A 14769-nucleotide genomic window follows, 5' to 3' on the forward strand; every position below is an offset into this window, starting at 1 on the left:
CAGAGTAAGCCGCTAAAGTGTTAACTGCTGCTTAAGATTTTGTCCCAAACCTACCACAACAGGGTTTTTTGTCCAAATCAGCGCTCAAATAGCGCGAGAAAAAAGCCATCCGTCTGCTGCAAGGGTGTCGTGGTCCACGTCTCGACCAGCCTTAGGTCCGTGATATTCGGAATTGTTTTCGCCTGTGCATGATTCTCGGCTTCGAACAATGAACAGGTCATGTACGCCAACCATCCACCGGGCCTAAGGAACGTCGCAGCCTTTACGACAATCTGTTGTTGCAGGGTGCGCAGTTCATCCAGACGCTCGGGTCCCATGCGCCATTTCGCATCAGGTGTGCGCCGCCATGCGCCACTGCCTGAACACGGCACGTCACAGATCACACCATCAAACAGCCCGGACACTTCCGCCGTGGTCCGGATATCGATCTGCACACCTGCGCGCGCAGCACGGGCGGGAAGGTCACGCATCCGTTCGGGGTGCGCATCATGGGCCACGACGGACACATCTTGCTGCGCCATGACAGCCAACGCTTTGCCGCCACCGCCTGCACAATAGTCCAACACCTTTGTGCATGCGCGCAAAGGCAATCGCGCGACAAGTCCTTGGGATCCGGGATCCTGCAACTCCAACCCGCCGTCGAGCATCAAGGGATGCCGGGCCAAGGCGCGTGTCCCCGGCGGCACGGTCAAGGCATGGGATGCTGAAGGATGTGGTTGCGCCACAATCCCACTGTCTGCCAGCGCGGCAATTGCCGTGGGCACATCCAAGCGGCGCGCATTGACACGCAGCCCAACGGGCGCGCGGTCGCGCAGCGCGCTTAGAACCGCATCGGTATCTGGGCCCAGTTGCGCTTGGAACAGGGGCAATACATCTTCGGGCACATCCAGCTGAACGGAGCGCGGTGCGGTTACAAGGTCTTGCAAGGCCGCGCGCTCATCATCCGAGACGGGCGCCGGTCCATGACCGATCCCCGTGAAAACACTGTTTAAATCAGCACCGGCTTGCTGCAACAGACCCAAGATCAAGTGACGACCGGACCTGCCGCCGCCGACCCAAGCGCAAGACGCGCGCCGCCGCAGCACATCAAACACGATGTCACGTACGGCGGCCCGGTCCTTGGACCCGGCGTAACGCGCTCCACGCGCCCAACGCGTCAGGGCCTGCTCGGCGGCCATGGCATCATTCACCGCATCCAGCACACCGATGGCGGCGGCATATCGCGCGGCCGGTGTCATGCGCCGCGGTAGTTCGGGCTTTCACGCGTGATTTGGACGTCGTGCACATGGCTTTCTTTCAGACCCGACCCGGTGATCCGCACAAAGCTACAGTTGCTGCGCATTTCGGCCACCGTGGCACATCCGGTGTAGCCCATGGCCGCCCGCAGCCCCCCACCAGTTGGTGTATCACCGCACCTGCCGATCCTTTGTAGGGCACTTGACCCTCGATCCCCTCGGGCACCAGCTTGTCGCTGGCTGCGTCTTTCTGAAAATACCGATCTGCCGACCCGCGCGCCATGGCACCCAAGGACCCCATACCCCGGTAGGATTTGAAGCTGCGCCCTTGGTACAAGATCACCTCGCCGGGGGACTCGTCCGTGCCCGCGATCATGGATCCAACCATCGCGCAAGAGGCCCCGGCGGCAATGGCCTTGGCAAAATCACCGGAAAACTTGATCCCGCCATCCGCGATCACCGGCACATCCCTCGCGCCGGAGGCAGCATCCAATATCGCCGTCAACTGGGGCACGCCGACACCGGCCACAATCCGAGTGGTACAAATGGACCCCGGGCCGATCCCGACCTTTACCGCATCCGCGCCCGCATCGATCAAGGCGCGCGCGCCATCTGCGGTGGCGACGTTACCTGCCACCACTTGCACGGAATTGGACAGGGCCTTGACCCGCTCCACCGCTTTGCCAACGCCATCGGAATGACCGTGGGCCGTGTCAATCACCACCAGATCGCAGCCCGCGTCGATCAAGGCCTCGGATCGCGCGAACCCGGCGTCCCCCACCGTAGTGGCCGCGGCGACCCGTAGGCGCCCCATCTCATCCTTACAGGCGTCGGGGTTTACCACGGCCTGTTCAATATCCTTGATGGTCAACAGGCCCGTCAGCTCGTCACGATCATTCACGATCAACAGCTTCTCAAGGCGGCGGGCGTGCATCAACGACCGCGCCTCGGTCAGATCCACAGGCTCTTGCAAAATGGCCAGATTGTCCGAGGTCATCATCACCGACACCGGCGTCGCGTCGTCGGAGGCAAAACGCATGTCCCGGTTCGTCACGATCCCCAAAAGCCGACCATTCTCGCCCACGACAGGAAATCCTGTGACCCGGTAGCGGTCCTGCAACGCCTTGGCATCGGCCAGGGTCTGGTCCGGGGTCAAGGTGTGCGGCTTATAGACAATCCCCGACACAAAACGTTTGACCCGGCGCACCTGACGCGCTTGCTCTTCCACATCCAGATTTCTGTGAATGACACCCATCCCGCCCGCCTGCGCCATGGCAATCGCCATACGCTGCTCGGTGACGGTGTCCATTGCAGACGACAAAAGCGGGATGTTCAGGCCAATGGTTTTGGTCACCTGCGTGCGCGTATCGGCCGTGGCAGGCAATACGGTCGAGGGGCCGGGCACCAAAAGGACATCATCAAATGTAAGGGCTTCGCGAATCTGCATTGCAACCTCCAAGGCTTGGCGTAAGCGGTTGCCGCTGTCCTATTTCACGCACGCACGAAAAGGGAAAGGCCTAAGGCACCTCCGCGACGCCTTGTGCTTCATTGGGTCACAAATACCCCCTCGCATCCGGCCAAGAAGTACCGCAGTTCGTCATCCTGCAAACCCGTTCCACAGGCGCCCCAAAGCATCGCGTGCGCCGTTAGGCGCTCCGTCAGGTCACGCCACCTCGGAACCCTTGGGCAACGACGAACTTTTCGGAACTGTCGGACCGGCTGGCCCCGGGTTTGAAATGCGCGACCTTGGTGAAGTTCTGCTTCAACAGTTTTTGCAAGTCGCCCTCGGCCCCGCCTGCCAGCACCTTGGCCACAAAGGTGCCGCCCGGGTCCAGGACGTCAAAGGCAAAGTAGGCTGCTGCCTCGCACAGGGACATGATCCGCAGGTGGTCGGTCTGCTTGTGGCCCGAACTGGCCGCCGCCATGTCCGACATGACCACATCAGCCTTGCCGCCCATCCATGCCTTGACCTGTTCGTCCGCACCCTCGTCCATGAAATCAAGGACATGGAACTCCGCGCCTGCCAAGGGCTCCACCTCCTGCAGGTCGATGCCAAGAAACGTGCCCACGCGTTTGCCGGACTTTTCGCCCAGGGCGTTGATCCGTGGGATCGCGATCTGGGCCCAGCCCCCGGGCGCACAGCCAAGGTCGACCACACGCGCCCCGGGCACCAGAAAGCGGTATTTGTTGTCGATGTCTTCCATCTTGAACGCGGCGCGCCCGCGCATCCCTTCGGCTTTGGCGCGCTGGACATAGGGGTCGTTGAGCTGCCGTTGCAGCCAAAGCGTGGACGACAGCTTGCGCCCGCGCGCGGATTTCACACGCACGCGCAACTCGCGCAAACCACGGCCAGAGGTGCCTTTGGGCTTTTTGGTCATCTTCGTAAGGTCCGTCTCAATAGGGGCCGTCTTCCAACACGCCGTCCGCTGACATCTGTGCGTACAGCAGGCCTTCCCTAAGGCCCCTGTCCGCCACAGACAACCGGTCCGTGGGCCACGCCCGCAACAGCGCCTGCAAAATAGCAGCCCCCGACATGATCAGCGCGTGGCGGTCGCGGCCGATGCGAGGATCCTTGCGCCGCCCCTCTGGCCCCATGGCCAGATACCCTGTGATCACCTTGTCAATCTGGTCAGAGGTCATGCGCAGCCCGTCCACCTTGTTCCGGTCATACCGTTTCAGGCCAAGGTGCGTCGCGGCCACCGTCGTCACCGTGCCGCTGGTGCCGATGATCTGGAACCCCTCGCGCGCTTGATCGGCTGCGTCGTCATAGGGCGAAAACTCCGCCAGTTTTTCCTCAAAGAACCAACTCATCAGGGCAAAGCGCGCGGCGTCGTCCGTCACATCGCGAAACTGGTCCTTCAGGGTTGCCACACCCAAAGGGATCGAGATCCAGTCCACAACCTTGACCCCGGTGCTGCCCTGAAATCCTGCGTGCAGGCCCATGATCGCGGCGGGGCGTTCCAGGCGGGGCACTTGGCACAGATCCATCCACACCAATTCTGTGGAGCCGCCGCCGATGTCCACAACCAATAATTGTTCCGTCTTGGTCGACACCAAGGGCGCGCAGGATACGACCGCAAGGCGCGCCTCTTCCTCGGGCTTGATGATCTCCAGCCTCAGACCGCTTTCACGCTCCACCACCTTGATGAATTCGGCGGCATTGCTGGCGCGGCGGCACGCCTCTGTCGCCACAAGGCGCATGCGTTTCACACCGTGGCGTTCCAGTTTGCGCTGGCAAATCTTGAGCGCCCCCACCGTGCGCGCCATGGAGGCGCGGGACAAACGGCCAGACGCCTCCAGGCCGTTGCCCAGCTGCACGGACTTCGAAAAACTGTCCACCACATGCAACTGCGCGCCCTTGGGCTGCGCAATCAACATGCGACACGAATTGGTGCCAAGGTCCAACGCGGCATAAAGGTCCGCGGGGTCTGGGCGCTCTGTGCGCGGTTCGGCGGCTGGCTTGCGAGGCTTGCCCCGGTCCAGATGATGCACCCCGGGACCGCGCCTGGGATGTTTGGGCGACATATGCGCCTCCGAATGTTTGGTTGTGTTGAACTTACGCGCGACGAGGCGCTCAAACAAGGGACTCATAGTTTTCATGCGAATTATGACCCCTGCGCCCCCTCGCCCTTGGGATGGCAAAGCCCTAGGTGTCGCGCATTGGCCCATGAATGTCGAAATTCGCGCGCCAAGGGGGCGCCATGGCCCCTACACCAGACGTAAGACACGGGAGAGTCGCAGATGGCACAGGTTACAATCGTTTACTGGCGGGACATTCCGGCCCAAGTGATCGTCGGCAAAGGTCGTCGCGGACACAAGGTGCAACTGCCCGAACGGTTTGAACAGGCCATCGACCGCGCCGCCATGAAATCGGGCGCTGCCGAAACCGACGATTATCTGGCCGAATGGCGCAAAGCCGATCCCTACACCGTGGACGGCGACGACAAAGAGGTGGCCGAGGCAGAGGCCGCCCGTCTGGATGCAGAATACGACCGCGACAGGCTCAAATCCCTGATCGCCAATGATGGCCGGGCGGCATAGCCACCCCATGGACTTAAGGGAGAGGCTCATGGCGCTTCTGAACTTCAAACGCAATGACGCTGAAACGACGGGTGCGACGCCCGAGATGGAGGCCCTGCTGAACGGCTACTCGATCGAGGTGATGCCCCGCACCGCCGAAAAGATCGACGATTTCAAGGCCCTGCTGCCCAAGGGTACACGCGTCTACATCGCCCATATCGAAGGCACGCCCATCGACGACATGGTGCGCACCGCCGCCCGTCTGGCCGCCGATGGTTATCCGGTCATGCCGCACTTTCCAGCGCGGATCATCAAGGATGCCACGACCCTGAAGGACTGGATCGCGCGCTATCAGGGCGAGGCAGGCGTGGACCAAGCACTGCTGCTGGCCGGTGGTGTGGACCAACCCCACGGCGACTTTCACTCCTCCATGCAACTGCTGGAGACCGGGGCCTTTGACGCCGCCGGGTTCAAGCGCCTGCACGTCGCGGGCCACCCCGAGGGGAACAAGGATATCGACCCCGATGGCGGTATGAAGAACGTCACCGACGCGCTGCTGTGGAAACAGGGCTTCAAGGACAAGACCGACGCCGAGATGGCCATTGCCACCCAGTTCTGCTTCGAAGCCGCGCCCGTAATCGCATGGGCTGACAGCCTGAAAGCGGCGGGCGTGGGCCTGCCCATTCATATCGGTGTGGCGGGGCCTGCGAAACTGCAAACCCTCATCAAGTTCTCCATTGCGTGCGGTGTCGGCGCATCCCTGCGGGTGCTGCAAAAGCGGGCCAAGGATGTGACCAAGCTGCTGCTGCCCTTCACCCCCGATGACTTCCTCTCCGACCTGGCCGCCCACAAGGCCGCCCACCCGGATTTCAACATCACCAACGTACACTTCTTCCCCTTGGGCGGCATCAAGACCAACGCCAACTGGGCCATCGAAAACGCAGGCGCCTCTGGCGTCCCCGCAGACCAATCCTAAGGACGACCCATGACCCGCACCGTCATCGAAAGCAAAACCAAGACCACCGTGATCGGCTTTGACGAGCCGTTTTGCGTGATTGGCGAACGGATCAACCCCACGGGCCGCAAAATCCTGAACGAAGAGTTGGAGCGTGGCGATTTCACCCGGGTCCAAGTCGATGCGGTAGCCCAGGTCGCCGCAGGGGCCACGGTGCTGGACATCAACTCGGGCGCGGTGTTTTCGAACAAAATGGCCGAAGATCCCCGCTACGCCGACAACAACTTTGTCGAGCCGACCCTGATGGCCGAACTGGTCGCAAGGGTGCAAGAGGTCACAGATTGCCCCCTGTGCATCGACAGCTCTGTCCCCGGGGCGCTTGAAAACGGGCTTGCGGCGGCCGAGGGGCGGCCCCTGTTAAACTCCGTCACCGGCGAGGAAGATAGGCTGGAACTGGTCTTGCCCCTCGTCAAGAAATACAACGTACCCGTGGTGGCCATTTCCAACGACGACACCGGTATCTCCGAAGACCCCGAGGTCCGCTTTGCCGTGGCGAAAAAGATCGTGGAACGGGCGGCAGATTTCGGCATCCCGGCCCATGACATCGTCGTCGATCCGCTGGTGATGCCCATCGGGGCCATGGCAACGGCGGGCCAGCAAGTCTTTACCCTTGTGCGCCGCCTGCGCGAGGAATTGGGCGTGAACACCACCTGCGGGGCCTCCAACATCAGCTTTGGTCTGCCCAACCGTCACGGGATCAACAACGCCTTTCTGCCCATGGCCTTTGGTGCGGGCATGACCAGCGCCATCATGAACCCGGTCGCCCTGCCCGTGGGCCCCAAAAAGATCGCCGAGAGAAAGGCGCTGATCGAGGCGGCGGGCGTCATCCTGCCCGAAGGCATGGACGACGAGGCTTTCGTCAAACTGTTCGGCATGGGGTCCACCAAACCCCGCCCGGGCAAGGAGATGGAGGCGATCCGTGCCGCCAATTTCCTGATGAACCACGACGACGGTGGCGCGGCCTGGATCAACTTCAACAAAGACCCCGATGCCGCCCTTCAGGGGGCCGCGCAGGCGGTCGTCGTCGGCGTCGTGGTTAAGGGACGTTTAACTTTTAGGCGGCAAACATGGCGGGATCATGCAAATGCGCCCCGCCATACCTTTGCCCGCGAAACCCTGGGTCGATCAAGTCTTCTCAGCGCGCACCGTCCAATACGGCGGTGTGGTGCGGCGCAATCTACGCTGGATCGAAGCCGAAGTGGGTCGACAGGAATTTATCGACGAAGTGAAGCAACGTGGCTGGCACCTGATCGAGTGCAACGGTCACATGGTCGTCTTCTGCACACCCAAACCCGTATTCGTTCACTTCTAAATCAAAAATTCGTACGAATTTTTGCACCAATCGAATTTTCGTACGAAAATTCGTAATGTGAGGCTTTCCGATGTCCCAAGACCCCCTCGTCGTCTTTACCCCATCCGGCAAACGCGGGAACTTTCCCATCGGCACCCCCATCCTGACCGCCGCGCGACAGCTTGGGGTGGATTTGGACAGTGTGTGCGGCGGACGCGGGATCTGTTCCAAGTGCCAGATTTCGCCCGGTGTCGGGGACTTCCCGAAACATGGCGTGACCGTATCCGCAAACGCTTTGTCCGAATGGAACAGTGTCGAACAACGCTACAAGGACAAGCGCGGCCTGCTGGACGGGCGACGCCTGGGGTGTCAGGCCACGGTGCAAGGCGACGTTGTCGTGGATGTGCCCCCCGAAAGCCAAGTGCACAAACAGGTCGTGCGCAAAGCCGCCAGCGACCGCCCCATCACCATGGATCCCGCCACCCGCCTCTACTATGTAGAGGTGCAGGAACCCGACATGCACGAACCCACAGGCGATCTGGAACGCACGGCCAAAGCCCTTGCAGATCAATGGGATATCCATGGCCTGACCGCGCCCCTTGGCGTTCTGACCCGCCTGCAGACGATGCTGCGCAAGGGCCATTGGACCGCAACCCTTGCGGTGCACCAACCGACCGGATCCGACCCCGTGTTGCTCGACCTATGGCCCGGTTTCTTCGACGGCCCTCTCTACGGGTTTGCGGTCGATCTCGGCTCGACCACCATCGCGGCGCACCTGTGTGATCTGTCTGACGGCACGGTCAAAGCGTCCTCCGGGTTGATGAACCCGCAAATCCGCTTTGGCGAGGACCTGATGAGCCGGGTCAGCTACGCCATGATGAACCCCGGCGGCGACGTGGAGATGACCCGCGCCGTGCGCGAAGGCATGGACACCCTGTTCGCCGACATGGGGCAAGAGGCCGGCGTGGACCCGCGCCAGATCGTGGAAACCGTGATCGTCTGCAACCCCGTCATGCACCATCTTTTGCTGGGCATTGATCCGGTGGAACTGGGCCAGGCGCCCTTCGCCCTTGCCACGTCCGGCGCGCTGCACCTGAACGCGCGGGACCTTGATCTCAAGGCTCTGAACGCCGCCGCACGCACCTATCTTTTGCCTTGTATCGCGGGGCACGTGGGCGCGGACGCAGCGGCTGTGGCCCTGTCGGAACGCCCCGATCAGTCCGACGATCTGGTCCTTGTGGTGGACGTGGGCACCAACGCCGAGATCCTGCTGGGCAACCGCGACAAGGTGCTGGCCTGCTCCAGCCCCACGGGCCCCGCCTTCGAGGGCGCGCAGATCAGTGCGGGCCAGCGCGCGGCCCCGGGGGCGATCGAAAAGCTGGAGATTGACCCCACCACCAAGGAGCCGCGCTTCAAGGTCATAGGCTGCGACCTGTGGTCCGACGATCCAGACTTCGCCACACAGACCGCCGCAACTGGCATTACCGGCATCTGCGGCTCTGGCATTATCGAAGCTGTGGCCGAAATGCGCATGGCGGGCCTGCTGGACCCCTCGGGCCTGATCGGGTCGGCGGATCAGACGGGCACCCCCGGTGCCAGCCAGAGGGGCGCGTGAACGCCTATCTGATCCATGACGCCAGCGCCGACGGCGGGCCGCGCATCACGGTGACCCAAGGGGATATCCGTGCTATTCAGCTCGCAAAATCAGCGCTTTACGCGGGCGCACGCCTATTGATGGACGAGATGGGCGTGGACAAAGTGGACCGCGTCACGCTGGCCGGGGCCTTCGGTGCGCACATCAGCCCCAAGCATGCCATGGTGCTGGGCATGATCCCCGACGCCACACTGGACCAGGTCACAAGTGCGGGGAACGCCGCAGGTCATGGGGCGCGCATGGCCCTGTGTTCGCGCGGCGCGCGTACCGAAATCGAGGGACTCGTAGGGCGGATCGACAAGATCGAAACCGCGATTGAACCCAAGTTTCAGGAGCATTTCGTGAACGCCAACGCCATCCCCCACGCCACGGATCCCTTTCCCGAATTGGCCAAGGTTGCCCCCTTGCCGATGAACAATTTCGGGGCGTCTGGCGGGGATCAGGCCGGGGGCCGCCGTCGCCGCAGACGGGGGTAAAACAGGGCCAATAGGCCATTGACGCGCGCGCCCCCGCTGGCTATCTGACGCGGGAGCGCGGGTATGGTGAAAAGGTATCACGCGAGCTTCCCAAGCTTAAGTTACGAGTTCGATTCTCGTTACCCGCTCCATCCCCCACCCGTGCATGATCCCGCACGCGTCGCGCGAAACCCGTGCATGGTCTCGCGCAGGTCGGTTTTTTGGGGCCTAAAATCATGCGTCCAAAATTCCGCCACAATCGCCTGCTAGACATCCATCGAAAGTATGGAGCGTGCGATGCACTTTTTGAATTCCGAAGACGGCGCTGTGACCGTCGATTGGGTCGTCCTGACGGCCGCACTTGTGGGTCTGGGACTGGCCACCATGTCTGTGGTGTCAAGCGGGGTCGAGGACCTGTCGAATGATGTGGACACTGAACTCAAATCCCAGATCATCCGCACCAATTTCAACCAGAACCACCGCGTGGACATGGCGAACTGTAGCGATGGCTATGATCACCTTTATGATCTTGTCGAACCCGCGCGCGTCATCGTGCCAGGCGGTTTGGATACCGAAACCGATGGCTATGACCACATTGACCAAGCAATCGCAGCTGATCTTGCGGAGGCACAAGAAAAGTATGCGGAATACGGCAGTGCGGTGGATCCAAGCCACTTTGACACCCCTGGCTTCAGCCTTGCCGAAGACGACACTGGCCTTGGCGGGGATGAGATCATGGAATACGCGGGCCTCCACTGCCGCGCGATCCGCGAAGGGTGGTAGGACGCGGGTTGCACCCTGCCGGGATCGGGATAATGTCTGTGCCATGACCTTGCCCTACCTCACCCCCCTGTCCGCCGCGGAACGCGCCGCCCATGGTGTCACGCCCGAATTTCCCTTCGCCGTGGCCGACCGGGTGCGGTTCCATGAATTGGACGTGTTGGATCACGTGAACAACGCGGTCTACCTGTCGTGGTTCGAAACCCTGCGCATCCATTACCTGCGCGCCTATGGCATTTCGGAATACGCCGACAGCGCCAACCGCCCGGTTCTGGTCCTGCGCAATGTGGATTTGGAATATCGCGCGCCGCTTTATCTGGACGAAACCTACGTGCTGGCCGCCCGGTCCCTGACCTTTCGCCGCACGTCTTGGAAGATGCAGTACGCGGTGTTCGCGCGCGGGCAGATGTGTGCCATCGGCCATGCGGTGATCGTGTTGATGGAAAACGACACCGTGACGCGCAAACCCCTGCCCCAAACCCTGATCGACGTGATCACAACCCGCGACGGTGCCCGGTCAGAGGGCTGACGCCCCCCTTCATTGGGTCAAAAATACCCCAACACCGCCGTCCGCAACATGGTCCGCCCGGATGTCAGGCGCGCCACGTCGCCAGTTGCGCCAGCAAGGCTTGGGTCGAGGGGTCCTTGCCGCTGGCATCTGCGCCCTCGATCAGGGGTTGCAGGGCAGTGGCCAATTCCTTGCCCAGTTCCACCCCCCATTGATCGAAGGAATTGATCCCAAGGATCACCCCCTCGACAAACACGCGGTGTTCATAAAGCGCGATGATCTGGCCCAGAACGAAAGGCGTCAGGCGCGGGTACAGCAGGGTCGTAGAGGGGCGGTTGCCCGGGAACACCCGGGCGGCGGCCTGACGGTCCAGCTCGGCCCCCTCGAACTGGCCTGCGATCTTGGCGGCCGCCTCGGCGTGGGTGCGGCCGCGCATCAGCGCCTCTGACTGGGCCAGACAATTGGACAGCAGCAGGCGGTGGTGGTGGTCCAGATCCGCCTCGTGCCCAAGGGCCGCCACCATGAATTCGCACGGCACCGGCGTCGTGCCTTGGTGGATCAACTGGTAAAAGGCGTGTTGCCCGTTGGTGCCCGGCTCGCCCCAGACCACGGGGCCGGTCAGGCCCGTAGGCGTGCCGTCCATGGTGACGGATTTGCCGTTACTCTCCATCTCCAGCTGTTGCAGGTAGGCGGGCAGACGGGACAGGCGGTTGTCATAGGGCAGCACGGCGCGGGTGGGATAGCCGCAGACCTGATGGTGCCACATCCCCACCAGCGCCAGCAGGACGGGCAGGTTTTCGGCCAAGGGGGCGGTGGCAAAGTGGTCGTCCATGGCGGCGCCACCGGCCAGAAACGCCTCGAAGTTTTCGGGCCCCACGGCGATCATCATGGGCAGGCCGATGGGCCCCCACATGGAATAGCGCCCGCCGACCCAATCCTCGAACCCGAACATCCGCTCGGGCGGGATGCCAAAGGCCGTGACCTTGTCGTCTGCCGTGCTGACGGCGGCAAATTGCGCCGCAGGGTTTGCCAATTCCGCCATCCACGCCCGGGCCGTGGCCGCGTTGGTCATGGTTTCGATCGTGGTAAAGGTCTTGGAGGCGACGATCACAAGGGTTGTCGCAGGGTCCAGCCCCCGGGTGACATCGGCAAAATCCGCGCCATCCACGTTGGACACAAAGTGCAGGCGCGGGCCGTCGTGGTAGGGGGCCAGGGCGAGGGTGCCCATCTTGGGCCCAAGGTCGGACCCGCCGATCCCGATGTTGATCACATCGGTGATCTTGCCCCCCTGCCCCTTGAAGTCACCGCTGCGCACGGCCCGGGCGAAGTCGGCCATGCGGGCGCGGGTGTTTAGGATATCGGGCATGACGGGGGTGCCGTCCACGCTGGGCCCCTCGGGACCGCTGCGGCGCAGGGCGGTGTGCAGAACGGCGCGCCCCTCCATCTCGTTGATCTTGTCGCCGCGCAGCATGGCGTCGCGCCGCACCACCACGCCCGCGTCCTCGGCCATGGCCAGCAGGCCCTGCATGGCGTCCGGCGTGATCGTGGTCTTGGAGAAATCGAGGACAAGGTCCCCAAGACGCGCGGTCATGGCGGGCACCCGAGCCGGGTCCGTCAGCAGGTCGCGCATATCCGCGCCGGTCAGGCCGCGCAGGTGATCGAGGTGTGTGGACAGGTCGGGCATCATGGGCACCAGTGGACAATTGCGTTGGACAGGACACAGGCGACGGGGGCCACCTGTGGCGCGGCGGCGCGCGCGACTTCGAGGGCTGCGCGCTTTTCGGCGCCTTTGATCACGATATGGGTTTCCATCGCCCCTTGCAGGACGGGGGCAGTCAGGGTGATGCGCGGCTCTCCGGCACCGCTTGCGCGCATGGCCATCAGGGGGGCGCATCCGGGGCAAGGGCCGCCGTCAGGTTGTCGGCCCCCGGAAACAGGGAGGCCGTGTGCATATCCGCCCCCATCCCCAACAACAGGACCGAGATCGGCAGCGCGCCCGCCACCGCCCCTTGCAGGCGGGGCAACCCCTCTTCGGGCGTGGGCGTATCGGTGTACAGCGGCACAAGGGTCGCGGCCGCCGCCCGCCCGGTCAAAGGCGCGCGCGCAGCAGGGCGGTGTTGGACCGGGGGCTGTCCTCGGGCACCCAGCGTTCGTCGTTCAGGATCACCCGCACCCGCGCCCAATCCAGATGGGTGGCGGACAGCGCGTCAAAAATCGGCCCCGGCGTTGTCCCCCCGGGGACAGACAGGGTGGCGTGGTCCTGGGTCAGCAGGACGTTTTCCAAGGCCCCCGTGATCACGTTGGCCAGATCCAGCATCATCAGCTCGGCGTCGGGGTATTCGATCAGCTTCATTGTTCCAGATCCCCCCAGCGGCGGCCATCCTTGTGCATCAGCATCAGCGCCTCTTCGGGGCCGGAGGAGCCTTGGGCGTACAGATGGGGCTTGTCACCCCGCGCGGTCCAGCCCTCGATCATCGGGTCGGTCCATTCCCACGCGGCCTCCACCTCGTCCCCGCGCATGAACAGGGTCTGGTTCCCCCGGATCACATCCATGATCAGGCGTTCGTAGGCGTCCGGTGTCTCGGCCGCCTCGCCCAAGGCGTCCGCAAAGGTCATGTCCAGGGGCACATCCATCAGGCGCATCCCCCCGGGGCCGGGTTCCTTGATCGTCACCGACAGCTCGATCCCCTCATCCGGTTGCAGACGGATCGTCAGGACGTTGGACTTGGTGCCCGCCTCGTCGCCAAAGATGTTGTGGGGTGTATCCTTGAAATGCACGACGATTTCGGACAGGCGCGTGGCCATGCGTTTGCCCGTGCGCAAGTAGAAGGGCGTACCGTTCCAGCGCCAGTTAGAGACCTGGACCTTCATGGCAATGAAGGATTCGGTCCGGCTGTCAGGGTTTTCGGAGTGTTCGATATAGCTGGGCTGTTCGCCCGCCTTGTACTGCCCGCGCACGATGTCGGCGGGGGCGACAGGGTCCAGCGCGCGGATCACCTTCAACTTTTCGTCGCGCACGGCATCGGGGAAAACCGGCTCGGCGGTTCCATCGCCGTCAGGCACAGCAGCTGCATCAGGTGGTTTTGCACCATGTCCCGCATGGCCCCGGATTTGTCGTAATAGGCCCCGCGCCCGCCCACGCCCACGGTCTCGGCCACGGTGATCTGGACGTGGTCGATGTACTGGGCGTTCCACAGCGGTTCAAACAGCACATTGCCAAAGCGGATCGCCATCAGGTTCTGCACCGTCTCTTTGCCCAGATAATGGTCGATGCGGTAGATCTGCGTTTCGTCAAAGCTGGCGGCGAGGTCCGCGTTCAACTGCCGTGCGGTCGCCAGATCGCGGCCAAAGGGTTTTTCCACCACGATCCGCGCATTGTCATCGGTCACCCCGTGGCTGCGCAGGCGCGCGGCGATGTCGCCAAACAGGCCAGGGCCCACCGAGAAATAGAAGGCATGGACCACACCGGGGCGCATGGTCTGGGCCAGTGCGTCCCAGCCGTCAGTGCCCCGGGCATCCACGGTGATATAGCTGATCTGCTCCAGAAACGCGGCCAGAACGGCGGCGTCCTGACAGCGTTCGGGCACGAATTCCGCCACGGCCTGGGCCACGAAATCACGGAACGCAGCACTGTCTTGCTGGGTCCGGGCCGCGCCGATGATGCGCGCGGTCTCTGGCATCTGCCCTGCCTGGAACCGGCGGTAGAGGCCCGGCAGGATCTTGCGTCGCGCCAGATCGCCGGTGCCGCCGAAAATCACCAAATCAAAGTCGTCGACCGGAATGACACGTGACACCATGGGGCTGATCCTCG

9 protein-coding genes, 1 tRNA gene and 5 pseudogenes are annotated in these 14769 nt (G+C 63.0%); 8 read left to right on the top strand and 7 right to left on the bottom strand.

Annotated elements, in window-relative coordinates:
• Positions 1 to 77: 77 nt before the first annotated feature.
• The 4 genes and pseudogenes from ACZ1G0_RS10260 to ACZ1G0_RS10275 form a co-directional block, all read right to left on the bottom strand.
• On the bottom strand, positions 78 to 1238 hold the full coding sequence (locus ACZ1G0_RS10260; RefSeq protein ID WP_472736857.1) for an RsmB/NOP family class I SAM-dependent RNA methyltransferase: 1161 nt from the start codon (positions 1236 to 1238) through the stop codon (positions 78 to 80).
• A pseudogene (gene guaB / locus ACZ1G0_RS10265) lies at positions 1235 to 2682 on the bottom strand (IMP dehydrogenase). The gene ACZ1G0_RS10260 and the pseudogene guaB overlap by 4 nt, the downstream one beginning before the upstream one ends.
• A 211-nt stretch (positions 2683 to 2893) precedes the next feature.
• Entirely contained in the window at positions 2894 to 3613 is a 720-nt protein-coding gene (locus tag ACZ1G0_RS10270) for an RlmE family RNA methyltransferase (RefSeq protein WP_472736858.1), read from the bottom strand.
• A gap of 16 nt (positions 3614 to 3629) precedes the next feature.
• A complete protein-coding gene (locus ACZ1G0_RS10275) occupies positions 3630 to 4760 on the bottom strand; it encodes a Ppx/GppA phosphatase family protein (RefSeq protein ID WP_472737794.1) in 1131 nt (376 codons plus the stop codon).
• Positions 4761 to 4976: 216 nt separating this feature from the next.
• On the opposite strand from ACZ1G0_RS10275, the gene ACZ1G0_RS10280 reads away from it, so the two are divergent.
• The 8 genes and pseudogenes from ACZ1G0_RS10280 to ACZ1G0_RS10315 all read left to right on the top strand — a co-directional run bounded on the left by ACZ1G0_RS10280 (position 4977) and on the right by ACZ1G0_RS10315 (position 10979).
• A complete protein-coding gene (locus tag ACZ1G0_RS10280; protein ID WP_472736859.1) occupies positions 4977 to 5276 on the top strand; it encodes a virulence factor in 300 nt (99 codons plus the stop codon).
• 28 nt (positions 5277 to 5304) lie between these two features.
• The gene (locus ACZ1G0_RS10285) at positions 5305 to 6231 is read left to right on the top strand and encodes a methylenetetrahydrofolate reductase (protein WP_472736860.1); all 927 of its coding nucleotides are present in this window, start codon (positions 5305 to 5307) and stop codon (positions 6229 to 6231) included.
• 9 nt (positions 6232 to 6240) lie between these two features.
• Positions 6241 to 7310 (top strand): annotated as a pseudogene (locus ACZ1G0_RS10290) (methyltetrahydrofolate cobalamin methyltransferase).
• A gap of 38 nt (positions 7311 to 7348) precedes the next feature.
• Positions 7349 to 7582 (top strand): N-(5'-phosphoribosyl)anthranilate isomerase, encoded by a 234-nt coding sequence (locus tag ACZ1G0_RS10295; RefSeq protein WP_472736861.1) that lies wholly within the window; start codon positions 7349 to 7351, stop codon positions 7580 to 7582.
• A 70-nt stretch (positions 7583 to 7652) separates the two neighbouring features.
• Positions 7653 to 9691, top strand: a pseudogene (locus ACZ1G0_RS10300) (ASKHA domain-containing protein).
• Positions 9692 to 9748: 57 nt separating this feature from the next.
• Positions 9749 to 9822 (top strand) — tRNA-Gly (locus ACZ1G0_RS10305).
• A 145-nt stretch (positions 9823 to 9967) separates the two neighbouring features.
• Positions 9968 to 10453, top strand: a complete 486-nt coding sequence (locus tag ACZ1G0_RS10310; protein WP_472736862.1) for a hypothetical protein — start codon at positions 9968 to 9970, stop codon at positions 10451 to 10453.
• Positions 10454 to 10496: 43 nt separating this feature from the next.
• Positions 10497 to 10979 carry an acyl-CoA thioesterase gene (locus tag ACZ1G0_RS10315; protein ID WP_472736863.1) on the top strand — a complete coding sequence of 161 codons (483 nt, stop codon included), beginning with the start codon at positions 10497 to 10499 and terminating at the stop codon, positions 10977 to 10979.
• Between the two features lie 64 nt (positions 10980 to 11043).
• Here ACZ1G0_RS10315 and pgi read toward each other — a convergent pair whose 3' ends face one another.
• From pgi to zwf, 3 genes and pseudogenes are all read right to left on the bottom strand, one after another.
• Entirely contained in the window at positions 11044 to 12642 is a 1599-nt protein-coding gene (pgi, locus tag ACZ1G0_RS10320; RefSeq protein WP_472736864.1) for a glucose-6-phosphate isomerase, read from the bottom strand.
• Positions 12642 to 13311 (bottom strand): annotated as a pseudogene (gene pgl / locus ACZ1G0_RS10325) (6-phosphogluconolactonase). The gene pgi and the pseudogene pgl overlap by 1 nt, the downstream one beginning before the upstream one ends.
• A pseudogene (gene zwf, locus ACZ1G0_RS10330) lies at positions 13308 to 14755 on the bottom strand (glucose-6-phosphate dehydrogenase). The pseudogenes pgl and zwf overlap by 4 nt, the downstream one beginning before the upstream one ends.
• Between the last annotated feature and the right edge of the window lie 14 nt (positions 14756 to 14769).

This window comes from Thalassobacter sp. HA4-2 (assembly GCF_055693705.1).

Bases quoted from the DNA above. Each gene is read 5' to 3' on its own strand.
- ACZ1G0_RS10310 (WP_472736862.1), top strand. From the start codon at position 9,968: ATGCACTTTTTGAATTCCGAAGACGGCGCTGTGACCGTCGATTGGGTC.
- ACZ1G0_RS10285 (WP_472736860.1), top strand. From the start codon at position 5,305: ATGGCGCTTCTGAACTTCAAACGCAATGACGCTGAAACGACGGGTGCG.
- ACZ1G0_RS10295 (WP_472736861.1), top strand. From the start codon at position 7,349: ATGCAAATGCGCCCCGCCATACCTTTGCCCGCGAAACCCTGGGTCGAT.
- ACZ1G0_RS10280 (WP_472736859.1), top strand. From the start codon at position 4,977: ATGGCACAGGTTACAATCGTTTACTGGCGGGACATTCCGGCCCAAGTG.
- ACZ1G0_RS10270 (WP_472736858.1), bottom strand. From the start codon at position 3,613: ATGACCAAAAAGCCCAAAGGCACCTCTGGCCGTGGTTTGCGCGAGTTG.
- ACZ1G0_RS10275 (WP_472737794.1), bottom strand. From the start codon at position 4,760: ATGTCGCCCAAACATCCCAGGCGCGGTCCCGGGGTGCATCATCTGGAC.
- ACZ1G0_RS10315 (WP_472736863.1), top strand. From the start codon at position 10,497: ATGACCTTGCCCTACCTCACCCCCCTGTCCGCCGCGGAACGCGCCGCC.
- ACZ1G0_RS10260 (WP_472736857.1), bottom strand. From the start codon at position 1,238: ATGACACCGGCCGCGCGATATGCCGCCGCCATCGGTGTGCTGGATGCG.
- pgi (WP_472736864.1), bottom strand. From the start codon at position 12,642: ATGCCCGACCTGTCCACACACCTCGATCACCTGCGCGGCCTGACCGGC.